The following is a 26,734-nucleotide window of genomic DNA, read 5'->3' on the forward strand; positions in this document are numbered from 1 at the left end:
GGAAATGAGCTTAAATCCCATGTATATTACTTTTGCGCTCTATATTGTTGCCGTATTAGGCATTGGTGTAGCAGCGTATATGGCGACACGTAACTTTGGTGATTATATTTTAGGTGGCCGTCGTTTAGGTGGCTTTGTGACAGCGATGGCAGCTGGTGCATCGGATATGTCAGGTTGGCTTTTAATGGGTTTACCAGGTGCTATTTATGCTGCAGGTCTTGTAGAGGCATGGATTGCTATTGGCTTAACGATTGGTGCCTATTTTAACTGGTTGTTAGTTTCTGGTCGTTTGCGTATCCAAACAGAATTTAATAATAATGCATTAACCTTGCCTGAGTATTTTGCCGCACGTTTTGGTGAGTATGGCAAATTACTAAAAGTTGCTTCAGCAGCGATTATTCTTTTATTCTTTACATTGTATAGTGCTTCTGGTGTTGTAGCAGGTGCGCGTTTATTCCAACTATTATTTGAAATTGATTATGGCACAGCTATCTGGTTAGGTGCAGGTGCTACGATTATTTATACCTTTATTGGTGGTTTCTTAGCGGTGTCTTGGAGTGATAGTTTACAGGCAAGTTTAATGTTCTTTGCTTTAATTTTTACGCCCATCGCTGTTTATCTTTCACTAGGTGGTTCGGCAGAAGTGAGTGCAGCCTTTGCTGCAGCCTCTGCAGCAAAAAATGTGGACTTTTCTAGCTTCTGGCCAACAGGGACAAGTTTTGTTGCTGTGGTTTCTGCGGCGGCATGGGGCTTAGGTTATTTTGGTCAGCCACATATTCTTGCTCGTTTTATGGCTGCTGAAAATGTCAAAACCCTAGTAAAAGCACGTCGTATTTCAATGACATGGATGATTTTATGTCTTGCTGGTGCGGTTTTAGTGGGTTATTACGGTATTGCATACTTCCAAGGTCATCCTGAGCATGTAGATCAATTGCAAGGCAACTCTGAACGTGTATTTATGGTGTTATCGACCATTTTATTCAATCCTTGGATTGCAGGCATTATCTTATCAGCGATTTTGGCGGCTGTGATGAGTACATTAAGTGCGCAGTTATTAGTATGCTCATCAGCGTTGACAGAGGATTTTTATAAAGGCTTTTTCCGTCCAAATGCAAGTCAGGCAGAGCTTGTTTGGTTAGGTCGCTTAATGGTATTGGCTATTGCGCTACTTGCCATTTGGATTGCTCAGGATCCAGAGAGTAAAGTGCTTGGTTTGGTGTCGTATGCATGGGCTGGCTTTGGTGCTGCCTTTGGTCCAGTCGTGATTTTCTCGGTATTCTGGAAACGTACCACTGCGTTAGGTGCTTTATTAGGTATGGTAGCAGGTGCTGTTGTTGTCGTCACTTGGAAAGGTGATTTATACGAAATCGTACCGGGCTTTATTGCTTGCTCGGTAGTACTGGTCATTGTATCTTTATTGACTAAGGTACCAGCAGCAGTTGAAAAGCGTTTTGATGAGGCAGAAGCCGAATATCAGCGTCAAGCGAATGCTTAAGCTCACCTTGTCCTAGGACAAAATGTTCACACCCCTCTAGTCAGAGGGGTGTTTTGCTTTTATTGTATGGGGTGTAAAAATGCGTAGGGGATAAGGTTTTACGTTATGTAAATAGGAGGTGTGATAGATGAGAAATGAAGTGTTTGCCAATCTAGAGAAACATCCGTTAACAGAAAAACAATATTTGGCTTGCACTAGCGAGTCAGCTACTACGCTGGTTTTAGCGGGTGCTGGTACGGGGAAAACAAGTACTCTGCTAGGACGTATTGCTTATTTATATGAAGTGCATCAATTGGATTTAACACATATTTTATCCTTGGCATTTGCTGTTGAGGCAGCGCAAGAAGTTCAGCAGCGAGTGGAGCAGAGTTTAAGTAGGCAGTATGGTATTACTAGGAATAAATTAGAAAAATTTAAGTCAAGAACTTTTCATAGTCTGGGGCTTTATATTGTTGAGCAGGTAGAAGGAAAGCGACCTCAACTGACTTCTTTAATAGATGAAGGTGCTTTACGTATTTTTTTAAGACAGCAATTTGAGGTCTTAAGTCGTTCAGATATCCGATATAGACAATGGATTTATCATTATTTTTCCTATGTAGAGGAGATGAGAGAGCACCATCCTAAACGGACATTGAATGATGATTATGTTGAAAACCAAGCGGAGTTATGTTTAGCTAATTTCTTTTATTTGATGGGTATTCCTTATATATATAAGGCACATTATGCTCCAGATTACTATATGCAAGGGATGCCCTATCGCTGCAGTTTTTATCTACCAGATAGTCGGACTTATATCGATATATGGGATAAAGGGTTATCAGAACATGTCAGGCAGCAATATAAGGCAATACATCAGTCTTATGGCACGCGATGTTTGTTCTATGAGAAGGATGTTAAGCTAGCGGAGCATTTATTTGCTTTTCCATTGGATAGGGATATCGTACGAAGTAGTGGGCGAGTAGATCAATTGCTAGATGGCTTGTTGTCCTTATTACTCTATTTTAAAAGTCAGGGTATAGATAGTCTGCAATTGGCACAACAGCCTGCCCCAGAGAGTGCTTATTTTGGTCGCATGTTTCCAGAAGCGCTTATTCAATTATTACTACCTTTATATCAAGCATATGAGCGACATTTACAAGTACAGGGAGAGATTGATTTTGATGGTATGATTGTGCGAGCGACCAACTATATCAATCAAGGTGCTTTTGTGGTGCCATGGACAGATATTTTAATTGATGAATTTCAGGATATTTCTTTGATTCGTTTGCAATTAATTCAAGCAATACAGCAGCAAAGAGAGAGTATTCGTCTATTTTTGGTGGGGGACGATTGGCAAACGATTTATCAGTTTGCGGGTAGTCGATTAGGCTATATTCGAGATATAGAGTATTATTTTGGTGCAACATCCATTATTGCATTGGATCAAACATTTCGATTTCATCAGGGTTTGTGTGATATTAGCAGTCGATTTATTCAAAAAAATCCACAACAATATCGTAAAAAACTCAGTGCATTAAAGTCTTCCGAAGAAAGTCTTGTTTTAGTGGGGTTACCTGCTGAACTCTCCAATCAATTGCCTAATGAGAAACTTATTAGTCGCATTGTTAAGGATATTCAAGGGAAAGCCCATACTGCTAGACAGGTGAGCTGTTTATTACTGGCACGTTTTAACCATCAGTTACCAAGTGATACACAGTTATGTCAATGGCAAAGTTGTTATCCTGATCTCACCATAAAAGCAATGAGTATCCATGCTTCAAAGGGGATGGAGGCGGATTATGTGATTGTGCTTAATTTGAATGCTGGTGAGTATGGATTACCTTCGGAAAAAATAGAGTGCTATCAGCCTATTCAGCAAGAGGAAACTTATCCGCACGCAAGTGAACGCAGGGTATTATATGTGGCGATAACACGAGCTAAAGAAAGGGTGTATCTGTGTTACGATGATGATAATCCTTCGTGTTTTGTTAAGGAATTACAAGAAGAAATCCCTTTGCGCCAATTGGGACAAAGGGATTTGATAACATCAGTTCGGTTGGGCGTGATGGCCTTATTGCAAGGTATGCGTCGGCTCATCTTCGACAGGAAAGTTTAAAAAGAGTAATGCTTCTTTAATTAAGGTTTCATTTTCACAGAAAAAGATAACCGTATCATTATCATTCATATTGGCAAGGATAGATTCAAGTTCATCCGCTACACTTAGCGTATCACTAAGTAGCTCACCGACATGAATGTCAGAGCCGTCTTGAAAGCGCTCAGCAGGAATAATAGAGGGTAATAGGTCAAAGTTATTATGACCTAATACAAAGCCAATAGATAAGCTGAGACCATTGACTTGCGTTATTATCTCGAACCCCTCAATATCATCGCCAAGATGACGCGCATAAGTGCTAATAAAAGTTTCGTTCTCAGACATCACTTTTTAATCATTATTGTAAAAGATTAGTAGGAGGAGGAATATCAGCTGGTTGAGCAGGGGGGAGATTTTTCTGTGCACAAGCGCTTAAACAAAGACCGATAAATGTAAGAGCAATCAATTTTTTCATTCTTATGTCCGATGAGTGTATGAAAGGAAGTATTAACTCTCTTAGCATATTACAATCAAGACTTAGTTACAATAGCAAATAGGTGAATTTTACTGTTAAAAAAACTAAAGTCGCGATTCAATGCGGAAAATTATACATATTGATATGGATGCATTCTATGCATCTGTAGAACTTCGAGAAAATCCTCATTTAAAAGGGCATCCTGTTGTTGTGGCATGGGATAGCCCTCGCTCAGTGATATGTGCCGCTTCTTATGAGGCAAGACAGTTTGGGCTTCGTTCAGCAATGTCTGTATCGCGCGCTAAAAAGCTTTGTCCTCATGCGATATATATTCCCCCTCATTTTGATCTTTATCGAGCTGTTTCTCGTCAGGTACGCGCTATCTTTGAGCAATATACGCCTTTGATTGAGCCGTTGTCTCTGGATGAGGCTTATTTGGATGTAACACATAATTTAAAAGGCATAGCTTCGGCAACAGAGGTCGCCAATCGTATTCGTGCTGAGATTTTTGAGACAACGCAATTAACCGCTTCGGCTGGTGTGGCACCGAATAAGTTTATTGCCAAAATTGCTTCAGATTGGAATAAACCCAATGGGATTTGTGTGGTCCCCCCTAAAAAGGTGATGGAGTTTTTATTACCATTGCCACTTGAAAAAATTCCTGGTGTAGGTAAGGTAACTCTTAAGAAGTTTCACCAACTTAAAATGTTTACCATTGCTGATATGGCACAACGTAGTGTAGATGAGCTTGTGCATCACTTTGGTAAATATGGTTTTAGACTGCATGAACTGGCGAGAGGGATTGATGAGCGCCCAGTAGAAGAGCGTCAATTAGCGAAACAGATATCCACAGAGACAACGTTTGAGGAGGATAAGCCAATCGCACAAATGAAAGGTGATGTGCATACCTTGTGTGAGAAATTATGGACGCAGACTTTACGAAAAAAGCGCTTTGGTCGCACCATTACGGTAAAGCTTAAAACACAGCAGTTTAAGGTCATTACAAGAAGCAAAACCTTTGGTGTTGCGTTTAATAATCCAGAGGATTTGGAAAAAGTGGTATTGGGGATTTTACGAGATATTTATCGAGAGATGCCCAAGCAGTTATTCCGTCTATTAGGGGTGGGATTATCGTCGTTTAATGATGAAGACGAAGTGCAACAGCTGGTGCTTTTGTGATTTTGTCATAGATAGTTCATACTTGCTATGTATCGTCCTCACTACAGAACATTGTGTATTAATGACCACACTGCAGACTGTTCGCTATATATCGTCCTCACTGCAGAACTTGTGTATTGATTAGACCACACTACAGACAGTTCACTCTTGCTCCGGAAAGTGCTTCGCCGTTTCCAATGTCGCTACGAGTGAATGTCTCTCCGTGTGGTCTGGTGCTCATTAGCACTATCACAAGCACCTACGGAGAGAACTTGATGTACCGAGCGAGTTTGCAAACGGCGAGCGATAGCGACGCACTTTGCTGTCCGAGCGAATACACAAGTTCTGAAGTAGGTGATTGTGATTAATACAAGTACTTAAGGTTTGCGGAGACGTTTCGATGCACAAAGCGAGTTAGGCGAACGCAGTGAGGCTCTGTTCGAGCGACTGCGCGAAATGTGCAGCGAACCTGATGGTTAATTAGCAACTAATGACAAGCGACTGACAAAAACCTGCAGGTAGAGTGGTGTATGCACATAATGCTAGTTGGCATTTAAGAGCGAATACACAAGTTCTGTCGTAGGGGATTGTAATCAACATGCGTAGTGACTACGTATCTCTTACGCCAATGCCGCCTTAAGCAATTGCGATACTTTGCTCATATCTGCACGACCAGCAAGTTTTGGCTTAAGAATCGCCATTGCCTTACCCATCGCTGGTGCACCAGTAACACCTTGAGCCGCGACTTCAGCAACCGCTTTGGCGACTTCAGCAGCGAGTTCTTCATCAGAGGCTTGCTCTGGTAAGAACTCAGAAAGCACTGCTAATTCTGCTTTTTCTGCTTCAGCAGTCTCGGTACGACCAGCATTTTCAAAAGCGGCAATGGATTCTTTGCGTTGTTTGATTTGTTTTTCAATAATGGCTAATACCGCATTGTCATCTAACTCTACGCGCTCATCTACTTCTTTTTGTTTGATCGCCGCTTGTAAAAAACGTAAGGTCGCTAAACGTGCGGTTTGTTTAGCGCGCATGGCTTCTTTCACGGAATCACTAATCTTTTGCTTTAATGACATGGTAATCTCTACTTTAAATGAAATTGGGTAAAATACTATTCTATCAGAAAGCGCATCTTTTCATTTGAAGATTTGAAAGCATGCATAGGAAGGATAATGTCAGTTTTTGCTATTGAACACGCATTGCAACCACAAGGTGGGGCGATTGCACAATTATTTATTATTTTTGCGGATACGAGCAGAAATAAAAACGTAGAGCTTTTTTTTCAACATATCGCTAAAACGTTTAGAGAGGCAGCCATTATTTTAGCGACACCAAGTGGAGCTTTATTACATCATAAAGCGTTATTAGAGGAGCAGACACTCAATGATGAGGAAGTCCGTGCGTTGGTAAATACGCATAAGCAGGATATTCAAGGTTTTATCAAAGCCTTTCAAGCACAGTTAAAAATTGAGCCGATAGCGACTGCATTGGTTGGTGTGGGGCAATTAGGGAGTTTGGTCTTAGAACTTGCTAAGTTAGAACAGCCGCTGGCAGGACGAATTATTAGTTTTGGTTCGCGTTTTGCTGAGTTGCCTAATCGTGTGATGTCTTTGGAGCAAACGATTCATCTACTGCATGCTAGTAAAGATAAGCTAGTGCCTGTATCGCATACGGTCACTGCGCAACAAGCGATTGCCATGTGTGAAGGGGATGCGACCATTGATGTGGCTCATTTACCAGAAACCTCTTTTGATGAAGAGTTGATGAAGCAAATGGTACAACGGCTATTAACGTGTGTGCCATTACGCTACTGGAAAGAGGCTCAAGGAGGTGGAGCTGAAGTGGCGAGTACTGAGGACGAGACCTTACATTAATGCATAAAAAAACCGTATCAAAAGCGATACGGTTTTTTGTTAATTGTAGGCTCAATGAGAAAGTTACGACTAGTAGAGCGAAGGGTAGTCGTTTTGTACGATATGGCGTACACGAACAGCATCGGCAAAGCGTGTTACACCGCCTTGTGCATTTAGTAGCACGATAGCCATTTCTTTACCTTCTACCTTGGAAATCATTACAAGACAGTTGCCTGCCTCACGAATGTAACCAGTTTTAGAAATATTAATTTTCCAATCATTATTGCGAACAAGACGATTGGTGTTACGGTATTGTTGAGGGCGACCATTGCTTGTCACAATCGAATAGTCGTCAGAGGTAGAAAATTGATGAATCAGTTTTTCTTTGGCTGTCGCTTGGAGTAAACGGACTAAATCTTGTGGAGAGGCAACATTGAGTGGTGATAGACCTGTAGGCTCTACAAAGCGACTACGAGTCATCCCGATATTGCGTGCCATCACATTCATTTCACGGACAAATGCCGATAGACCGCCAGGGTATGTGCGTGCTAGAGCGTGTGCTGCACGATTTTCAGAAGACATTAAGGCTAATAATAGTGCCTCACGACGAGTCAACGATGTGCCCACAGATAAGCGAGAGCTAGAGTTCTTTACACGATCAATGTCATCGCTCGTAATGGTGATGATTTCGTCAAGATTTACTTTTGAGCGAGTAATGACCAATGCAGTCATTAACTTAGAAATAGAGGCGATAGGACGAACCGTATTCATATTTTTTGAGTAATGAATATGATTGTCATCAAGAGACATGACAAGAGCGACTTCAGAGTTAATCTGTCCGCCATTTTCAGCAAAACCAACCACTTTGGCAGGGGTTAAATCATCTGCGCCGCTAAGGTTGTCTTCTTGGGCTTGAGCTGTAGAACCAAGAAAGAGGGCACATAAAGTCCCAAAGCATAGACGTCTAGTAAAAGAGTACAACATGGCAATATCAATTATTATAGGTTTAGGGTATGAGTAATTATAACCGTAATTGATTGAAAAAACTATATATAAATTAAATATTTATGCTTATTTTTTAAAAAAATTTTTAGGTATGATGCAAATTTTCAAAAAATATGACTTAATTTGGAAAAATACTCATACTTCATAAACAATATTAACGTATTGTTTTATCTGAAAAATGTATTGAAAATCGGTGGGGATTTATTTGCGTAAAGGAGGTAAAGCTTAGAAAAAAAATGCTAAACCAAGTAAAATAGAGACTTTATTTTTTCAGCCATTTTTTAAGCGAAACTCCAAAGTGACGACTTATCAATTTATCCCCGGCTCTACAGCCCTTTCTGCATTTAAATCAGAAAAACTCATAGAAGATATCCAAAAGCTCGACATTCCCGTTCAGCATATTTATGCGAGTTATGAGCATTATGTATTTACAGATGGTGACTTAACTGCAACAGAGCAAGCTCAAGTAGAGCAGCTTCTAAATTATGGTAAACCTTTACAGACCAGTGCTTCTCTCGACAATGCGTTGACCCTAAGAGTGATTCCTCGTTTGGGGACAGTTTCTCCTTGGGCCAGTAAAGCCACAGATATTGCCCATAATTGTGGACTCGCTAAAGTCAAACGTATCGAACGAGGTATCGCTTATCTATTGGTACCAGAGTCAGGTTGGTTGGGTTGTAAGAAAGTCTCACAAGAGCAATTAAATCAGGTAGCTGATTTATTGCATGATCGCATGACTGAATCAGTAGTGACGGCCGATTTTGATGCGTCTGTGCTGATGAATGAATTAGAAGGCAAACCGTTACAACAGATTGATGTGTTGGGTGCTGGGCGTTCTGCGCTGGAAAGTGCCAATACAACATTAGGACTTGCGCTATCTGATGATGAAATTGATTATTTAAATCAGTCGTTTACGGATTTGGGGCGTAATCCCACTGATGTAGAGTTGATGATGTTTGCTCAAGCCAATAGTGAGCATTGTCGCCATAAGATTTTTAATGCCTCATGGACAATTGATGGTCAGGCACAAGATAAGACTTTATTTGGCATGATTCGCGATACCCATAAGGCTCAACCAGAGGGTACTGTTGTTGCTTATTCGGATAATGCGGCGATTATGCAGGGCCGTTCTATCAACCGTTATTATCCAGAAGCAGGGGAAGCGACTGCTGCTCGCTATCAAACAAAAGAGCGTCTCACGCATACTTTGATGAAAGTGGAAACGCATAATCACCCAACAGCGATTGCACCTTTCCCGGGTGCAGCCACAGGGGCAGGTGGTGAGATTCGCGATGAGGGGGCAACAGGTCGTGGCTCTAAACCTAAAGCAGGTCTAACAGGCTTTACGGTGTCTAACTTACATCTTGATGAGGCAACCGAAACCTGGGAAAAAGACTCTCATGGTATGCCTAGTCGCATTTCAACACCATTTGATATTATGGTCCAAGGTCCTATCGGTGGTGCTGCCTTTAATAATGAGTTTGGACGTCCTAACTTATTGGGCTATTTCCGTGTCTTTGAACAAACTGTAGCGGGCAAAAAATGGGGTTACCACAAGCCGATTATGATTGCGGGTGGTTTGGGTAGTATCGATGATTCGCTAACGCACAAAAATGAAATTCCAGCTGGAGCCCTATTAATTCAGTTGGGTGGTCCAGGTATGCGTATTGGTATGGGTGGTGGTGCAGCGTCCAGTATGGGTGTGGGTTCAAATACCGAAAGTTTAGATTTTGACTCTGTACAACGTGGTAACCCAGAGCTTGAACGTCGTGCTCAAGAAGTCATTGATGCGTGTTGGCGTCGTTTAGAGGATAATCCAATTGTGGCTATCCATGATGTGGGTGCTGGTGGATTATCAAATGCCTTTCCTGAATTAGTAAATGATGCGGGACGTGGGGCGATTTTTGATCTAAAACGTGTCAATTTAGAAGAGTCTGGCATGTCAGCGGCAGAGATTTGGAGTAACGAGTCTCAAGAGCGTTATGTATTATCTATCCTGCCTGAGAATTTAGCCACATTTGATGAGATTTGTGCACGTGAGCGTTGTCCGTATTCTGTGGTAGGTATGGCGACAGAAGAGCGTGTTCTCCGCGTTGTGGATGGTGAGGGCTTGCCTGGAGAAGAGGGCGAGACGAGCACACAGACAGCGACGGTTGTTCGTCCAGTGGATGTACCTATTGATGTGATTTTAGGTAAACCACCACGCATGCACCGTGATGTACAACGTGTAGCGTTTACGGATAAGCCAGTCGATGTGGTGGGTTTAGACTTTGATGAGATTGGCCGTAAGGTGATTCGTCATCCAACAGTTGCGAATAAAACGTTCCTTATCACGATTGGTGATCGCACAGTAGGTGGTTTAAATGCGCGTGACCAGATGGTAGGGCCTTGGCAAGTGCCTGTAGCAGATTGTGCGGTTACTCTAGATAGTTTCGAAGGGTATACCGGTCAAGCAATGTCGATGGGTGAGCGCACGCCATTAGCGATTGTGAATGCGCCAGCCTCTGGTCGTATGGCGGTTGCAGAAGCACTGACTAACTTGGTGGCGGCAGATGTTCAGCGTATTGAAGATATTAAATTATCAGCTAACTGGATGGCGGCGACAGGTGTAGAAGGACAAGATGCTGCGTTGTTTGATACGGTAACGGCGGTGAGTGAGTTCTGCCAACAAGTGGGTTTATCTATTCCAGTAGGCAAAGATTCGCTATCTATGCGAACTTCATGGACAGAGGGTGGTGAGAAACAAGAAGTGATTTCACCTGTATCTTTAATCGTGACAGCGTTTGCTAATGTTAATGATGCACGCAAGACGCTTACACCACAATTGCGTACCGACCAAGGTGATACGGCTCTTATTTTGATTGATTTAGGTCAGGGTAAAAATCGCCTCGGGGGTTCTATTTTATCGCATGTCACTAATCAATTCGGTGATGAAGTACCAGATTTAACAGATGCAGAATTATTACGTAAGTTCTTTGTAGCGATTCGTGCTTTAGCGCAAGATGACGCGATTTTGGCGTATCACGATCGTTCTGATGGCGGTTTATTTGCGACAGTAGCCGAGATGGCATTTGCAGGTCATACAGGTGTCTCTGTTAATGTTGATATGCTGACCTTTGATAGTAATAGTGCGGATTGGGGGGATTATAAGATTCGTCCAGAACAAGTCACTGTGCAACGTGATGAAAGTACCTTTAAAGCCCTCTTTAATGAGGAGTTGGGTGCGGTTATCCAAGTGCGTAGTAGCGATCGTGATGCCGTATTACAAGTCCTACGCGAAGCGGGTTTATCACTATGTACTCATGTGATTGGTAGTTTGAATAATAGCGATAAGATTGAATTCTATCGTGATGGTCGCGTAATTTTTGACTTTGCTCGTGCGGACTTAGGGGCAGAGTGGAGCAAGGTAAGCTATGAGATTATGCGTCATCGTGATAATCCAAAAACAGCCTTAGCTGAATTTAATCGTTGGAATGAAACGACTGATCCGGGCATGCGTCCGAAAGTGAACTTTAACCCACAAGAGAATATTGCGGCACCCTATATTTCGACAGGCGCTCGTCCATCGGTTGCGATTTTGCGTGAGCAAGGTTGTAATAGCCATATCGAGATGGCATGGGCCTTTGATAAGGCGGGTTTTGCTCCATATGATGTACATATGACGGACTTAATTACGGGGCGTACGAAATTATCAGACTATCAAGGTCTGGTGGCTGTCGGTGGCTTTAGTTATGGTGATGTATTAGGTGCGGGTGAAGGTTGGGCACGGACCATTCGTTTTAATGCACAACTAGCAGAGCAATTTAATGCATTCTTTAATCGTCCAGACGTATTTGGTTTAGGGGTATGCAATGGTTGTCAGATGATGGCCACATTGGCAGATATGATTCCAGGTGCATCAAACTGGCCGAAGTTTACTTACAATATGTCGGCAAAATACGAAGCACGCCTATGTATGGTTGAAATTCCTGAATCACCGTCTATCTTCTTTAATGGCATGGCGGGTACTCAAGTGCCGGTGGCTGTGGCGCATGGTGAAGGTTTTGCAAACTTCAATGCCCAAGGTAATGTGGATCAGGTCGCGACGGCTTTACGTTATGTTAATAATAACGGCATGATTACCGAAGCCTACCCAGCTAACCCTAACGGTAGCATCAATGGTATTGCCGGTGTAACGACCGATGACGGTCGCTTTACGATTATGATGCCGCATCCAGAGCGTGTGACACGTAATGTGATGATGTCGTGGTCGCCAGAGCGTTGGGGGGCGGCAGATGAAGGTGGTGATTATTCACCATGGATGCGAATGTTTATGAATGCGCGTGTGTTTTTGAAATAAAGAGGTTAATTATTCTGTAAATAAGAGCTCCCCCTACATGAGGTTTGGCAGTCGCTCAGACAGCGTGCCCCTCGTGCTTCGCACTCACGTACACAACTCGCTTTGTGCACAAACTCATCTCCGGGGAAGCTCTTTTTGTAGAAGACTATTCATAAATAGTTCATTAACATCAAAATTATACCGAAACACATTGCATTCATATCGCGTAGTTCCTTGAAAATAAACGTTAAACAGCGTATAATCGATTTTTGTGCTTGGAGTAAATTCATGCGTCTAGTTAAAAAAGCGCTTACCTTTGATGACGTACTATTGGTACCAGCGTATTCAAATGTGTTACCTCGTGACACGTCTCTTAAAACTCAACTCACTCGTAATATCTCTCTTAATATCCCTTTAGTTTCTGCGGCGATGGACACGGTTACCGAGTCTCGTCTAGCGATTGCTATGGCACAAGAGGGTGGGATTGGGATTATTCATAAAAACATGTCGGCAGATCAGCAAGCCCTTGAGGTGTCTCGTGTCAAACGCCATGAGTTTGGTATTGTGATCGATCCGGTGACAGTATCACCAACGACTAAAGTGCGTGATGCGATTGCGCTTCAAAAAGAAAATGGTATTTCAGGTTTGCCTGTCGTTGAAAATGGCAAATTAGTCGGTATCGTGACAAACCGTGATTTACGTTTTGAAGATCGCTTAGACGAGGTCATTGCTAATGTAATGACACCAAAAGAGCGGTTAGTGACGATGTTAGAGCATAGTACTTTGGAAGATGCTCAGGCATTAATGCACAAACACCGTTTAGAGCGCGTGTTGATTGTGAATGAAGCCTTTGAGCTACGTGGTCTAGCGACAGTAAAAGATATTTATAAAAATAACGAACATCCTAATGCTAATAAAGATGCCTTAGGTCAGTTGCGTGTGGGTGCCGCGGTCGGTGTAGGTGAAGGCACAGAAGAGCGTGTGGCTAAATTGGTGGCGGCTGGTGTCGATGTAATTATCGTAGATACAGCACATGGTCATTCACAAGGTGTGATTGATCGCGTACGTTGGGTAAAACAAAACTTCCCTAAAGTGGATGTTATCGGTGGTAATATCGCAACTGGTGCAGCAGCTAAAGCCTTGGTAGAGGCTGGTGCGGATGGTGTTAAAGTCGGCATTGGTCCAGGCTCTATTTGTACAACGCGTATTGTTGCTGGTGTCGGTGTGCCTCAAATTACGGCGATTGCGGATGTCGCGAAAGCCTTAGAGGGTACGGGCGTACCATTAATTGCTGATGGCGGTATTCGTTTCTCAGGTGATGTGTCTAAAGCATTAGCGGCTGGCGCATACGCATGTATGATGGGTGGCATGTTTGCTGGTACAGAAGAAGCACCGGGTGAAGTGATTCTTTTCCAAGGTCGTTCGTATAAATCATACCGTGGTATGGGTAGCCTTGGTGCAATGGAAAAAGGTTCAGCAGACCGTTATTTCCAAGATTCAGGTAGCAATGCCGATAAATTAGTCCCTGAGGGTATCGAGGGTCGAGTACCTTATAAAGGTAGTGTATTGGCGATTATTTATCAATTAGTCGGTGGCGTACGTGCTTCAATGGGTTATTGTGGCTGCGCAACAATTGAGCAAATGCGTACACAGACTGAGTTTGTCGAAATTACGGCGGCAGGCGTACGTGAATCGCACGTACATGACGTCCAAATTACAAAAGAAGCACCAAATTACCGTGCGGATTAATTTTATTAACTGGTATGACTATGCACCAACGTATTTTAATTCTTGATTATGGTTCACAAGTGACGCAACTCATTGCGCGTCGTGTTCGTGAAGCTGGCGTTTATTGTGAAATCCATCCGGGTGATGTGGATGATCAGTTTATCCGTGAGCAATTAGCTTTAGGTTTAAAAGGTATCATTCTATCGGGTAGCCATTCTTCAGCTTACGAAGAGGGAGCATTGAAAGTCACCGATGCTGTGTTTCTTTCTAATGTGCCAGTGTTGGGTATCTGCTATGGTATGCAAGCGATGGCTAACCAATTGGGTGGTAGCGTTTCTTGGTCAGATCACCGTGAGTTTGGTTATGCCGAGGTTCAGGTGCATGGTCAAACAGCCCTATTAAATACACTTGAAGACGGACGTACCAAAGACGGTCATCCATTATTAAAAGTGTGGATGAGCCATGGTGATAAAGTGACAGAAATGCCACCTGGCTTTAAATTGATGGCATCGACACCGTCATGCCCAATTGCAGGTATGGCAGACGAAGAGCGTCGTTTCTATGCGGTGCAATTCCACCCAGAAGTAACACATACCGTTCAAGGTAAGGCCTTATTACATCGCTTTGTGTTAGATATTTGTGGTTGCGTAGGCGACTGGACAATGCCTAACTATGTTGAAGAGGCTGTAGAGCGTATCCGTGAACAAGTAGGTAATGATGAAGTTATCCTTGGTTTATCAGGTGGTGTAGACTCATCTGTCGCAGCAGCGTTAATCCATCGTGCGATTGGCGATCAATTGACTTGCGTATTTGTGGATCATGGTTTGTTACGTCTCAATGAAGGCGACCAAGTCATGGAAGTTTTACACAAGAATCTCGGTGTAAAAATCATTCGTGTAAATGCGATTGATCAGTTTATGAAACACCTTGAAGGCGTATCAGATCCAGAGCAAAAACGTAAGATTATCGGCCGTGAATTCGTGGAAGTATTCCAAGAAGAGGCCGGTAAGTTAGTGAATGCCAAATGGTTAGCACAAGGCACGATTTATCCTGACGTGATTGAATCAGCAGGCGCTAAAACAGGTAAAGCCGTTTCTATTAAGTCGCATCATAACGTAGGCGGTTTACCAGAAACACTAAATTTACAATTGCTAGAGCCATTGCGTGAATTATTCAAAGACGAAGTGCGTGAGTTGGGTATTGCCTTAGGCTTACCGCACCATATGGTTTACCGTCATCCATTCCCAGGACCAGGTCTAGGCGTGCGTATCCTAGGTGAAGTGAAGCAAGAGTACGCGGACTTATTACGCCGTGCCGATGCCATCTTTATCGAAGAATTGCGTAACCATATCGATCCAGAGACAGGCAAATCATGGTATGACCTCACCTCACAAGCCTTTGCGGTATTCTTACCCGTGAAGTCAGTGGGTGTGATGGGCGATGGACGTACGTATGACTACGTAGTGGCATTACGTGCAGTACAGACATCAGACTTTATGACAGCTGATTGGGCACATTTACCATACCCATTATTGTCAAAAGTGTCTGGACGTATTATTAACGAAGTACGCGGCATTAACCGTGTAACTTACGACGTCTCAAGCAAACCTCCCGCAACCATCGAGTGGGAATAATTAGGACAAGGAATAGTCCATTGAGGACTATTCCTTGCCTAATTATTCTGAGAGCCTCTGGCTCGAAGTGGAGTAAATTGGACAAAAAACAGTCCTCTGCGGACTGTTTTTAGCCAATTTATTCGGAGTTTTTGCAAAAACTCCGAGGAAGAGTTAAGACCAGAAACAGCCCCTTGAGGGCTGTTTTGCGCTTAACGAGTCGGAGTAACCTATGAGTTACGAGGTGGAAGAGTTAAGACCAGAAACAGCCCCTTGAGGGCTGTTTTGCATTTACATGCATAGACAATCCTGTTCTATACTGTTACACTCAAAAATTCATGCTTCTCTAAGAGGGGGATAGTATATGGAATTTGATTTAACACCATTAAGCAATGCTATTCAGCGTTTAGATGAAGGTCTAAAGCGCTATTTTTCAGATATTTCAGATATACAGATTAGAGATGGTTTAATTCAGCGTTTTGAGTTTACTTATGAAATTAGTCATAAGATGTTGAAGCGTTTTTTAGAAAATACATCGGCTAATCCAGAATTGTTCGATGGCATGAGTTTTCAAGATTTGATTCGTACAGCTAATGAAAAAGGTTTGCTCTTAGGAGATTGGCAAGCATGGCGAAAGTATCGTGATATGCGCAGCCGAACTAGTCATACCTATGATGAAGAGACAGCGATATTAGTGGTTAATGGTATTCCAGAGTTTTTGACTGAAGCCCAATTTTTAGTGCAAACATTACAGCAACAAATCAATGCTACATCTCAGTGAACAAGAGCTTTTTATTGTTAAAAGTATCTTGCAACAACATATACCATACGCAACGGTATGGGCTTTTGGGTCTAGGGTGAATGGTCATCATAAACCTTATTCTGATCTTGACTTGGCAGTCATGACAGACAAGCCTTTATCGTTGGAAGTTCACGCCAATCTAAAGGATGCTTTTTCTGAGTCTGATTTGCCTTGGAAAGTAGATATAGTGGATTGGGCATTAACGAGTGAGCAATTTAGAAAAATCATTCAAAAACAATTTGAAGTGATTCAATAATAGGGATTTAGGAATTATCTCGTAAGAGACCTATTCTCAACCCACAAATGTTCTAAACGCCAAATTGATTCTAGGCTCATGAATATGAGAGGCTTTTATCACCGCATGTAGTCAATGTTCTTGAGTATTTCCTCGCATAACGATTAATTCCCATACGTTAAGAGCATTTCTCATTTGACCATCCCATACCCCCAAACTCACCTCAATATCTCACTATGTTCGGCTTCTAAGCGTAGTAAAGCTTTTTTCATCTCCAATCCACCAGCATAACCGATGAGTTTACCGTCAGAACCAATAACGCGATGACAGGGGATGACGACAATCATCGGGTTTTTATTATTCGCATTGCCGACAGCACGAGTGGCATTAGGCTGCCCGATAGCGATGGCAATCTCTTTATAAGTGCGTGTTTCGCCATAGGGAATCTCACTTAAGGCACGCCATACCTTTTGCTGAAAGTCTGTGCCGTTGAGTTTATATTTAAACGAAAAATCTTTGCGTTTCCCCTCTAAATAGTCAATCAACTCTTGGTAGGCTTTATCACTCCATTCCGTGCGTTGTCCATGATATTCAGGTTGGTCGACTTTATCAAAAAAGGTAGTCGTATCACCTTCATAGTCAATGCGTAAGAAACCAAAAGGAAATGGATAAATGGCAAAATTTACGGTGCTCATGGTATGTTTTTCTTAAATAGTGTATGAGAGGGTGTAGCGAAACTTGATTTCTATATTATAGAATGGCTGGCAGCAAGACATATAGAGAAAATTATAACCACAAGCCTCTCCATAATGAACCAACCCCCATAAGGTGACATTACTTATGGGGGCAGTTTAGATTTGTATTTAGCTTTACGAGAGCTAAGAGATAACTTAAAAGTGTTAGTGAATGACAGAGGCATTAACGATTTCTGTTTTTCAGCCACTCATCCAAAGACCATTTACCTGGGCCAATCACCATATAAATCAAGAATACCATACAGTAGATAGAGGCCAATTCACCACGGTTAACGATAGGGTGTAACCAGTTTTCTAATGAAGCGTGGAAGAAGAAGTAAGCTACAGCCATTAGGCCTGCAAGAATAAAGCCTGTAAAGCGAGTAAAGAGACCAAGGGCGATAAGGATACCCCCCACCACTTCTAAAATGCCCCCAACACCAAGAATAGACATCGCTGATACGGCACCACCTTTATTTGGGAAAGGGAATTCAAAGAGTTTTACTGTACCGTGGATAAGAAATAAATAACCCACGACTAAACGAGTAAAGAGTAAAACAAAAGGAGTAAGTTTTTCAGCGGTTTTATCAATAAATGTACTCATCATATTTCCCTATAAAAAGGTTGACCACATAAAGCTGTTTATCTCTATAAACGCTGAAAATTATATACTCTTTGTAAAATTTTAAACATAAAGTTTTTATTGAAGATTCTTTTCTTTGTAGGAAAGATTGAGAAATATCAGAGTTTGTGAGTAAGCACGTTTTTCATAAGAATATATATTGCTATTTCAAGTATAGATTGGTAGCATATCGTTACATATTTGACGATACGTGAACTTATGCTTAGAGGAATACGCTGTGATTAGATTAATGACCATAGAGGATTATGCCGAGGTCTATCAACTTTGGTTATCCTGTACAGGGATGGGGTTAAATACGCTGGATGATTCTCAAGTTGGGATTGAGAAGTTTTTAAAAAGAAATCCTACCTCATGTTTTGTCGCAGTACTCGATGAGCGTATTATGGGGGTCATTATGTCAGGGCATGACGGCCGTCGGGGATTTATTTATCATGCAGCGGTACATCCAGATTATCGCTGTCGAGGATTTGCTACGCAATTAGTTGATGCGGTATTGGCTGCATTAAAGGCAGAGGGAATTGCAAAAGTTGCCTTTTTGGTTTTTGCTCGTAACCATGAAGGTAATGCTTTTTGGGATAGATTGGGATTTTATGCTCGAGAGGATTTGGTCTATCGAGATAAGACTTTAATTGAATTTGAACGTATAGATACTTGATATCCAGACATAACGGTGTAGAATGGGTAACTATACCTATATGAGTTGTCTAATGAATCGCAGTTTATAATGAGCAAGAGTTTCTCCTTTGTGCCTAATCGATTACAGCATATTGCTTATATGCAAGAGGCATTAGCTCAAGCACAACTTGCCTATGATTTGCAGGAAATTCCTGTGGGGGCAGTAGTGGTGTCACCAGAAGGGGAGATTATTGGTCGAGGTTATAATCGGACCATTATTGATAAGGACCCGACGGCGCATGCGGAAGTGATGGCGTTGCGTATGGCAGCGGAGCATTTAGGCAATTATCGTTTACCACAATGTAGACTTTATGTCACTTTAGAGCCTTGTATGATGTGCCTGGGGGCTATCTTGCATGCTAGAATTCATCAGGTAGTCTTTGGTGCAACGGATTTTAAAACAGGTGCTTGCGGTGGAGCAGCAGCCATGCATGCCAATCCACTTATCAATCATCAAACGCATATGAGTTCAGGGGTTTTAGCTACCGAAAGCCTTGAATTACTTCAGAAATTTTTCAAAGAACGCAGGAAAAGATAATGGCAACTTCTAAAAAACCAGATGATAGTCAATTAGAACAACGTGTGAATGATGCACAAATTCTATTTGATGAGGCTGATGATGTACCAGTAGAGAAAAAGACCTATGAAGAAGCATTGGGACTCTATCTGCTTTCACCGTCTTCTGCTTTACCAGAGCTTGCGCGTTTAAAAGTCGCCAAAGAGAACCTCAGTCGTTTAGGTTTTGATGTGACAATTGATAAAGCAGCAGCGAATCAGCATATGCGCTTTGCAGGCGCGGATGAGGAGCGTGCTAAAGCTTTTTCTCGTGCAGCTAAAAGTGATGCGGATATTGTGATGGCAACTCGTGGTGGTTATGGGTTGAGCCGTTTATTACCGTACATTGATTGGAAACTACTTGAGAAAAATCCCAAGAAATACGTAGGTTATAGCGACTTTACCGCTTTTAACTTGGCTTTATTAGCCAAAACAGGTATGACGAGTTTTACCGGTCCTAATGCTGTAGGTGATTTTGGTGGCAATCAGGTGGACGACTTAATTGCGGATATTTTCGTAGAGAGTATGCGTGGTGAATTAGAAATCTTAAGTTTTGAAACCAAAGATGCGGATGATGTCGATGCAGAGGGTATTTTATGGGGGGGCAATCTTGCGCTAGTGGCCTCTTTAGTGGGTACACCGTATCTTCCAAAAATCAAAAAAGGGATTCTCTTTTTAGAAGATGTAAGCGAACACCCTTACCGTGTGGAGCGTCTTTTAACGCAGCTATTACATGCGGGGATTTTAGATAAGCAAAAAGCCATTGTATTGGGTGATTTTAATGACTACAAATTAGTGAAGTCGGATAATGGTTATGATATGCCAGAAGTTATCCGTTGGTTACGTAGAGAGGTTAAAGTCCCTGTGATTACAGGTCTGCCCTATGGTCATGCAGATATGCGAGTAACGTTGCCTATTGGTAAGAAGGTAGGCGTGGCGACGCAAGACGGTATGGCCTATCTGCTTTTGGATAAGCATGAACATCACGATCATGAACATGGAGAAGATTGCAAAGTGTGTAAAGGTGACAAGAAAAAGTCATCTAAGAAAAAGCATAAGAAATAATTTTTAGCTAAAGATAAATTTAGATAACCCATTACTTTGAGTGTATTTACAAAGTAATGGGTTTGGCTTTTATAGGGTATGGTTTAGTTTGGTGAGAGAATGGCTAAATAGGCTATAATAAAAAGCTTTGTTATTTCATTACTTAACGTTAGGAAAAAATCGTGATTTCAACGGCAAATTTGACCATTCAATTCGGTCCAAAACCTTTATTTGAAAATGTGAGCGTAAAGTTTGGGGGCGGTAATCGTTATGGTCTGATTGGTGCAAATGGTTCAGGTAAATCAACCTTTATGAAGATTATTGGTGGCGATCTTGAGCCGACATCGGGCAATGTTTCGTTAGATCCTGGTGTGCGTTTGGGTAAGTTACGCCAAGATCAGTTTGCTTACGAAGATGTCCGTGTATTAGATGTTGTCCTAATGGGACATAAGGAAATGTGGGAGGCGATGACGGCTCGTGATGCCATTTATGCTAACCCAGAGGCCACAGACGAAGATTATATGCATGCGGCTGAATTAGAGGCAAAATTCGCTGAATATGACGGTTATACGGCAGAATCACGAGCAGGGGAATTGTTACTCGGTCTGGAAATTCCAGTTGAACAGCACAACTTACCTATGCGCGAAATTGCACCGGGTTGGAAGTTACGTGTATTACTAGCGCAGGCTTTATTTTCTAATCCTGATGTATTATTGTTAGACGAGCCAACCAATAACTTGGATATTAATACGATTCGTTGGTTAGAAGGAGTGATTAATAGCTACCAAAGTACGATGATTATCATTAGTCATGATCGTCACTTTTTGAACTCGGTATGTACCCATATGGCTGACTTGGATTATGGTGAAATCCGTATTTATCCTGGTAATTATGATGATTATATGTTGGCATCAGCACAAGCACGTGAGCGTTTAATTTCGGATAATGCCAAAGCCAAAGAGCGTGTAGCAGAGTTACAGGACTTTGTGCGTCGTTTTGCGGCCAACAAGTCAAAATCACGTCAAGCGACTTCGCGTTTAAAACAAATTGATCGTATTAAGGCAGAGCAAGTTGAAGTTAAGCCTTCTTCTCGTCAAAACCCATTTATTCGTTTTGAACAGAAAAAGGTGATGCATCGTCTAGCGGTGACAGCAGAGCAAGTATCTAAAGCCTATGATAAGCCAGTAATTAAAAATTTCTCAGCCATGATTGAGGCAGGTCAAAAAATTGCGATTATTGGGGCAAACGGTGTCGGTAAAACAACGCTGCTACGCTTATTTGCACAAGATTTATTGCCTGATAGTGGTTCGATGAAATGGTCCGAAAATGCGGATATTGGTTATATGGCACAAGACGTATCTGAGGCATTTGCTACCAGCAAAAATGTTTTTGATTGGATGGCGGATTATCGTCAAGAAGGCGATGAAGATCAGCAGATTCGTTCGGTGTTAGGGCGCTTATTGTTCTCGGCGGATGATATTGTGAAGGATGTAAAAGTCTTATCGGGGGGTGAAAAGAACCGTATGTATTTCGGTCGATTGATGTTAGGTCGCCATAATGTATTACTCATGGACGAACCAACCAATCACTTAGATATGGAGTCGATTGAATCTTTACAGCTTGCCTTAGAAAAATATCAAGGGACATTAATTTTTGTTTCGCATGACCGTGAGTTTGTATCTGGTCTAGCGACACGCGTCATTGAGATTATGCCTGACGGTGAGTTAGTCGATTATATGGGTGGCTATGAAGAGTACCTTGCCTCTCGTGGCATTGAAGGCTAAAACTGACGTGACTGATCAGCGTAAGTTGAAAGGGGGAGGTGTATACTTCCCCTTATGTACGATAGAGACATAGATATGTTTAAATTGCTTGCCCCGATTTCTTTTGAAGAGACGATTAAAAAGAGTCTTTTTATTTGTCATGCTGCACCCGTTACGACGGCAGACGAGGCGCTTGCTTTTTTCCAGCAACACCATCAACCCGATGCGACGCATAATTGCTGGGCATTTAAATTAGAAAATAGTTACCGATTTAATGATGACGGTGAACCTGGTGGGACAGCAGGTAGACCCATTCTCCAAGCCATAGAGGGGCATGAATTAGTTAATACGGCGGTATTGGTCATTCGTTATTTTGGTGGGATTAAACTCGGTACAGGTGGTCTCGTGCGTGCTTATGGTGGCACAGCCGCTAAGTGTTTGCATCAAGCAGAGAAAGAAAAAATTATTCCTAGTACTCAAGTTGTCTGTACGGCTGAGTTTTCGGATATGGCAATGATAAAGGCACGCTTGTTGCAAGATGGGATAACGCTAATCGCTGAAGATTTTAACGATACGGGTGTGGCATGGACATTGAGTATTCCAAAAGAACGCGTGAGTGATTTAGAGCAACTCTATATCAATCTCACGCGGGGGAAGGGGACTTGGATTATTTAAGTTTAAACAGATCGACCTAGTTTAGCATCAAGAGAGAACTTACCAGGACCCGTTGTCCATAATAATAAGAATGCCATGCTAAATAAGGCTGCTGATTCACCTTTATTTGTCAATGGGTCGAAAATTACGCCACCTGCGGCATGCACCATAAAGTAAGCGACGGCCATATGACCAGCAAGAATAAAAGCAGCGAAACGTGTAAATAGACCTAGAATTAATAAGATACCACCGGTAATTTCTAGTACACCACTCACGCCTGCTAACGATAATAGGGGTACTGCACCATTACCACCGGTGAGTGAAATAGGGATTTCAAAGAATTTAGAAGTGCCGTGTAGCAAGTACATATAACCAACAAGTACACGCGTCAGTAATAAAGTATATGGGCTTAGGCATTGTGCCGTTCGATCAAAAAATGACATAGTAGGTTATCCTATAGATAAAGTGAATAAAAATAAATTTCGTTTAGATAGCATTGTAGGAGTAAACACTATAGATACAAATAGACTAAAAAGAAAAGCATATTTTCTTCTAAAGAAATAATTATCTTGAATAAGGTGTTGAATAAAATGAGAAAAAATTCTTTAGAAGATGCTTGAATAGTGGGTTTTTATTATTTTTTTTGATCAGGGAAGAGAAGGCTATATTAACTGTAAATAAAATAATTGTAATGGGGTGTAATAATTATAAGTTAGGCGTATTAGGTTTCTTGACAGAAAAAACCATGCAAAAGATGAATAGTTTCAACTACCCGAGGGTCTTTTAAATAATAAAGTCGTTCGCGATGATGAACTTCACAATCTACAAAGCCTGCCTCTCTTAATAAGATAAGTTGATTAGACAAAGCGGCCTGTGGCATATCGACTAGTTTCGCCAAGGTACCAACATTGAGTTTATTTTCATGGAGTGAGCATAAAATGGCTAAACGATTAGGGTTAGCCAGTAGTTTGAGAAACTGACTGGCACGATCACATTGCTCACGCATGGCTTGGATATCGTTGTTCACAGCAAGACTTAAAGTATTAGGTTTTGTTCCATGGCATTATAGCCAATAAACGAGCCATTCCGCAAAAACCAGTAAAACCCGCAAGCATTAGACCAGCACCGACAAACCCTGGAATGATATAAAAAGCTGGATTAATAAAAGTACCGGCTAGAGTTCCTACCAAAGCTAAACTTCCTGCGACGATTTGAACTTGTCGTATTAGTGGTAAGGGCTGCTTTGTATCAGTCACGGTTGCCAAACCAGCTTGTTTCCATCCGTTAATACCATTTTCAAGTAAGTAAACAGTTTGATTGGCACAAAGTTGCTGTAAGATAGGTAATGCTTCGCGAGTGCGTATACCGCCCGCACAGTGGAAAATAACGCAATCGCATTGTTGTGCTTCTTGTGGTAAACCTCGAGCGTGCAAATCGGCAACGGTGCAATGAATGGCCGCTGGAATATATTCGCGACGGTGTTCGTCAATTGAACGGATATCAATAAGTTTGGCACCTGCTTGTAGATGCTGTGCAACATGATGAGGAGAGATAGTAGACATAACGATTTCATCAAAGTGAAAGGAATATACCATAAGGGAAAGCTATTCCTTGCGAGGTGGAAGGGAAATAAAAAGATTATTTACGCGATAGAGGGCAAGTGTTTAGTCCAATTAAAGAGTAAAGAGGGCAACGAGAGAATAAACCTGTAATTAAAGGAATAATACCGATATATCCCCATGTGCCAATATAACCCGTATAGCTGAGTACAATTAAAGCAATACCGACAATAATACGTGCAAATCGGTCAAAACCACCAACGTTTTTCATGAACATTTCTTTCTCCTTGTATTCATAAAATATAATATTAAAAAAATTATATATTAAGTTTATTAAATATGAAAGAGCTAAAAAAAAAACCGTGCCTTGAATGAGACACGGTTTAGTGTATAGATGGATTGGCTAAAAGACGTTTAGTTCCCTTTATTTTGAGCGGCGATGTCTGCATGAACTTGAGCCATATCTAAGGCTTTTACCTTACCAATCAATTCTTCAAGAGCTGCAGGAGGTAAGGCGCCTGCTTGGTTATAAAGCATGACTTTTTCGCGGAAAATCATTAACGTAGGAATAGAACGGATATTAAAAGATGCCGCTAATTCTTGTTCTTCTTCGGTATTGACCTTGGCAAAGACGATATCACTATGTTTTTCAGCAGCGGCTTCGAATGTAGGGGCAAATTGACGGCAAGGACCACACCATGGCGCCCAGAAATCGATAATTACCGTATTGTCGCCAGTGAGTACATCAGCGAAATTTTCTTTGTTTAATTCTTTTACAGACATTATTTTCTCCAAAAGTGAGTGTCGTTATCACTATGTGGGGATAGAGGAGTTGATTTCAAGGTTTATTTGTAAAAAGAGGTGTGACAAGGAAACATTAACGTGGTATAGCAAGATGAAATCGATAGCATAAAAAAGAGGAGTCATCGAAGACTCCTCTAGTGTGCTGATGATTTGTACTAAACGTTAAGCAATCGCAAAACGAATAACAAATAACGCCGCAATAACAACAGTTGCTGGGTGAATTTCACGAATACGTCCTGTGAATGCTTTTAAAATCACATAGCTGATAAAGCCAAACGCAATACCTTCGGCGATAGAGTAGGTAAATGGCATGAGAATAACGGTGACGACAGAAGGAACAACGTCTGTCATGTCTTTCCAGTTAATATCGGTCATTTCACGTAACATGAGAATAGCAACATAAATCAGCGCAGGTGCTGTTGCGTAAGCAGGTACGATACCTGCGACTGGTGCAAAGAATAAAGCGGCTAAGAAAAGGACACCCACGACTAAAGCGGTTAAGCCTGTACGCCCACCCGCTTGTACACCCGCAGTGCTTTCTACATAAGCCGTAGTACTGCTGGTACCAATGATTGAACCCGCCAAAATTGCCGTTGAGTCAGCAAATAAGGCGCGACCTAAACGATTAGGTTTGTCTTCTGGCATAAGACCGGCACGTTTAGCGACACCAATCATCGTGCCGGTCGCGTCAAAAATCTCGATTAAAACAAAAATCAAAACGACTTCTAGAATGCCTTTAGAGAATAGACCAGCTAAGTCCAGTTGCATAAATGTAGGTGCTACTGAAGGAGGCATAGAAATAAGCGCTTCAGGTGTTTTTGAGTGGCCTGTGAGTACAGATAAAATGGTCACTGTCAGGATGCCAATAAGAATGGCTCCACGGACTTTTAAAGCATCTAAAATGACGATGATAAAGAAGCCAAGAATAGTGTAGAGTACTGGTGCTGATTTTAAATCGCCGTGACTTGTTAATGTCGCAGGATTATCCACCACGAGACCAGAGGCTTGTAAACCAATAAAAGCAAGGAATAGACCAATACCTGCGACAATGGCAGAACGTAGAGAGGCTGGAATACCGTCAATAAGCCATTTGCGTACACCTGTCATGGTCAGAATTAAGAAAATAATACCTGACACAAAAACAGCAGCAAGAGCTTGCTGCCATGTATAACCAAGAGCACCCACAACCACAAAGGCAAAGAAAGCATTTAGACCCATACCCGGTGCCATACCGATAGGCCAGTTGGCAACGAATGCCATGATAAAAGAACCAACCGCAGCGGCCAAACAAGTTGCAACGAAAATAGCCCCTGTATCCATACCAGTTGAGCCTAAAATATTCGGATTGACGAAAATAATATAGGCCATGGTGAGGAATGTCGTGACACCAGCTAATAGCTCCGTACGAACATTAGTGCCATGCTCTCTTAGTTTAAATAATGACTCAAACATAAAAATATTCCGGTGAGTTACAGTAAAATAGCTATTTTAATAGTTGAAAGACAGATAAGTGTTTTTTTGAAAGCTTTGATGGTTAAATTGTTAAGTTTTTC

The 26,734-nt window shown here is 41.8% G+C and carries 25 protein-coding genes; 14 read left to right on the forward strand and 11 right to left on the reverse strand.

Going from position 1 to position 26,734, the window contains the following annotated elements:
* The first annotated feature begins 4 nt into the window (after positions 1–4).
* Together putP and HKX39_RS03615 are read left to right on the forward strand one after the other, a co-directional pair.
* A complete protein-coding gene (gene putP, locus HKX39_RS03610; RefSeq protein ID WP_216605037.1) occupies positions 5–1,495 on the forward strand; it encodes a sodium/proline symporter PutP in 1,491 nt (496 codons plus the stop codon).
* A gap of 127 nt (positions 1,496–1,622) precedes the next feature.
* The gene (locus HKX39_RS03615; protein WP_171679958.1) at positions 1,623–3,590 is read left to right on the forward strand and encodes a UvrD-helicase domain-containing protein; all 1,968 of its coding nucleotides are present in this window, start codon (positions 1,623–1,625) and stop codon (positions 3,588–3,590) included.
* Here the strand turns inward: HKX39_RS03615 and HKX39_RS03620 are convergent.
* Positions 3,546–3,911 carry a hypothetical protein gene (locus HKX39_RS03620; protein WP_171679959.1) on the reverse strand — a complete coding sequence of 122 codons (366 nt, stop codon included), beginning with the start codon at positions 3,909–3,911 and terminating at the stop codon, positions 3,546–3,548. The genes HKX39_RS03615 and HKX39_RS03620 overlap by 45 nt on opposite strands.
* A gap of 250 nt (positions 3,912–4,161) precedes the next feature.
* On the opposite strand from HKX39_RS03620, the gene dinB reads away from it, so the two are divergent.
* Positions 4,162–5,220, forward strand: coding sequence for a DNA polymerase IV (gene dinB, locus HKX39_RS03625; RefSeq protein WP_171679960.1), 1,059 nt, complete (start codon positions 4,162–4,164; stop codon positions 5,218–5,220).
* Positions 5,221–5,819: 599 nt separating this feature from the next.
* Here dinB and HKX39_RS03630 read toward each other — a convergent pair.
* Positions 5,820–6,272: a GatB/YqeY domain-containing protein gene (locus HKX39_RS03630; protein ID WP_171679961.1), complete on the reverse strand. Its 453-nt coding sequence runs from the start codon at positions 6,270–6,272 to the stop codon at positions 5,820–5,822.
* A gap of 96 nt (positions 6,273–6,368) precedes the next feature.
* On the opposite strand from HKX39_RS03630, the gene HKX39_RS03635 reads away from it, so the two are divergent.
* Entirely contained in the window at positions 6,369–7,070 is a 702-nt protein-coding gene (locus tag HKX39_RS03635; RefSeq protein ID WP_171679962.1) for an alpha/beta hydrolase family protein, read from the forward strand.
* A 69-nt stretch (positions 7,071–7,139) separates the two neighbouring features.
* On the opposite strand, the gene HKX39_RS03640 is transcribed toward HKX39_RS03635, so the two are convergent.
* Positions 7,140–8,033 carry a serine hydrolase gene (locus HKX39_RS03640; RefSeq protein WP_171679963.1) on the reverse strand — a complete coding sequence of 298 codons (894 nt, stop codon included), beginning with the start codon at positions 8,031–8,033 and terminating at the stop codon, positions 7,140–7,142.
* 319 nt (positions 8,034–8,352) lie between these two features.
* On the opposite strand from HKX39_RS03640, the gene purL reads away from it, so the two are divergent.
* The 5 genes from purL (at position 8,353) to HKX39_RS03665 (ending at position 16,771) form a co-directional block, all read left to right on the forward strand.
* Positions 8,353–12,393 (forward strand): phosphoribosylformylglycinamidine synthase, encoded by a 4,041-nt coding sequence (purL, locus tag HKX39_RS03645; protein WP_171679964.1) that lies wholly within the window; start codon positions 8,353–8,355, stop codon positions 12,391–12,393.
* Positions 12,394–12,660: 267 nt separating this feature from the next.
* Positions 12,661–14,121 (forward strand): IMP dehydrogenase, encoded by a 1,461-nt coding sequence (gene guaB / locus HKX39_RS03650; protein WP_171679965.1) that lies wholly within the window; start codon positions 12,661–12,663, stop codon positions 14,119–14,121.
* A gap of 20 nt (positions 14,122–14,141) precedes the next feature.
* The gene (gene guaA, locus HKX39_RS03655; RefSeq protein ID WP_171679966.1) at positions 14,142–15,734 is read left to right on the forward strand and encodes a glutamine-hydrolyzing GMP synthase; all 1,593 of its coding nucleotides are present in this window, start codon (positions 14,142–14,144) and stop codon (positions 15,732–15,734) included.
* Positions 15,735–16,077: 343 nt separating this feature from the next.
* Positions 16,078–16,494: a nucleotidyltransferase substrate binding protein gene (locus HKX39_RS03660; protein WP_171679967.1), complete on the forward strand. Its 417-nt coding sequence runs from the start codon at positions 16,078–16,080 to the stop codon at positions 16,492–16,494.
* Positions 16,478–16,771, forward strand: coding sequence for a nucleotidyltransferase family protein (locus HKX39_RS03665; RefSeq protein WP_171679968.1), 294 nt, complete (start codon positions 16,478–16,480; stop codon positions 16,769–16,771). Before HKX39_RS03660 ends, HKX39_RS03665 begins: the two co-directional genes overlap by 17 nt.
* A gap of 197 nt (positions 16,772–16,968) precedes the next feature.
* Here the strand turns inward: HKX39_RS03665 and HKX39_RS10725 are convergent, their stop codons facing one another.
* The gene (locus HKX39_RS10725) at positions 16,969–17,445 is read right to left on the reverse strand and encodes a methylated-DNA--[protein]-cysteine S-methyltransferase (protein ID WP_171679969.1); all 477 of its coding nucleotides are present in this window, start codon (positions 17,443–17,445) and stop codon (positions 16,969–16,971) included.
* 223 nt (positions 17,446–17,668) lie between these two features.
* Positions 17,669–18,088 (reverse strand): DoxX family protein, encoded by a 420-nt coding sequence (locus tag HKX39_RS03675; protein ID WP_171679970.1) that lies wholly within the window; start codon positions 18,086–18,088, stop codon positions 17,669–17,671.
* 256 nt (positions 18,089–18,344) lie between these two features.
* Here HKX39_RS03675 and HKX39_RS03680 point away from each other — a divergent pair, with 256 nt between their 5' ends.
* The 5 genes from HKX39_RS03680 to HKX39_RS03700 all read left to right on the forward strand — a co-directional run bounded on the left by HKX39_RS03680 (position 18,345) and on the right by HKX39_RS03700 (position 22,839).
* Positions 18,345–18,782: a GNAT family N-acetyltransferase gene (locus HKX39_RS03680; RefSeq protein WP_343043411.1), complete on the forward strand. Its 438-nt coding sequence runs from the start codon at positions 18,345–18,347 to the stop codon at positions 18,780–18,782.
* Between the two features lie 69 nt (positions 18,783–18,851).
* Positions 18,852–19,340: a tRNA adenosine(34) deaminase TadA gene (tadA, locus tag HKX39_RS03685; protein WP_171679971.1), complete on the forward strand. Its 489-nt coding sequence runs from the start codon at positions 18,852–18,854 to the stop codon at positions 19,338–19,340.
* Entirely contained in the window at positions 19,337–20,422 is a 1,086-nt protein-coding gene (locus HKX39_RS03690; RefSeq protein ID WP_425500265.1) for an LD-carboxypeptidase, read from the forward strand. The genes tadA and HKX39_RS03690 overlap by 4 nt, the downstream gene beginning before the upstream one ends.
* A gap of 161 nt (positions 20,423–20,583) precedes the next feature.
* Positions 20,584–22,185, forward strand: a complete 1,602-nt coding sequence (locus HKX39_RS03695; protein WP_171679973.1) for an ABC-F family ATPase — start codon at positions 20,584–20,586, stop codon at positions 22,183–22,185.
* Between the two features lie 75 nt (positions 22,186–22,260).
* Entirely contained in the window at positions 22,261–22,839 is a 579-nt protein-coding gene (locus tag HKX39_RS03700) for an IMPACT family protein (RefSeq protein WP_171679974.1), read from the forward strand.
* A 2-nt stretch (positions 22,840–22,841) separates the two neighbouring features.
* Here the strand turns inward: HKX39_RS03700 and HKX39_RS03705 are convergent, their stop codons facing one another.
* From HKX39_RS03705 to HKX39_RS03730, 6 genes are all read right to left on the reverse strand, one after another.
* The gene (locus HKX39_RS03705) at positions 22,842–23,261 is read right to left on the reverse strand and encodes a DoxX family protein (RefSeq protein WP_171679975.1); all 420 of its coding nucleotides are present in this window, start codon (positions 23,259–23,261) and stop codon (positions 22,842–22,844) included.
* 278 nt (positions 23,262–23,539) lie between these two features.
* Positions 23,540–23,845 (reverse strand): ArsR/SmtB family transcription factor, encoded by a 306-nt coding sequence (locus HKX39_RS03710; RefSeq protein WP_216605038.1) that lies wholly within the window; start codon positions 23,843–23,845, stop codon positions 23,540–23,542.
* Positions 23,846–23,861: 16 nt separating this feature from the next.
* A complete protein-coding gene (locus HKX39_RS03715) occupies positions 23,862–24,380 on the reverse strand; it encodes a rhodanese family protein (RefSeq protein ID WP_171679976.1) in 519 nt (172 codons plus the stop codon).
* 76 nt (positions 24,381–24,456) lie between these two features.
* The gene (locus tag HKX39_RS03720) at positions 24,457–24,654 is read right to left on the reverse strand and encodes a YgaP family membrane protein (protein WP_425500263.1); all 198 of its coding nucleotides are present in this window, start codon (positions 24,652–24,654) and stop codon (positions 24,457–24,459) included.
* A gap of 137 nt (positions 24,655–24,791) precedes the next feature.
* The gene (gene trxA, locus HKX39_RS03725) at positions 24,792–25,160 is read right to left on the reverse strand and encodes a thioredoxin (RefSeq protein ID WP_171679977.1); all 369 of its coding nucleotides are present in this window, start codon (positions 25,158–25,160) and stop codon (positions 24,792–24,794) included.
* A 183-nt stretch (positions 25,161–25,343) separates the two neighbouring features.
* A complete protein-coding gene (locus tag HKX39_RS03730) occupies positions 25,344–26,633 on the reverse strand; it encodes an NCS2 family permease (protein ID WP_171679978.1) in 1,290 nt (429 codons plus the stop codon).
* Positions 26,634–26,734: the final 101 nt, after the last annotated feature.

It is taken from the genome of Pelistega suis, assembly GCF_013133795.1.
GTDB lineage: Bacteria > Pseudomonadota > Gammaproteobacteria > Burkholderiales > Burkholderiaceae_B > Taylorella > Taylorella suis.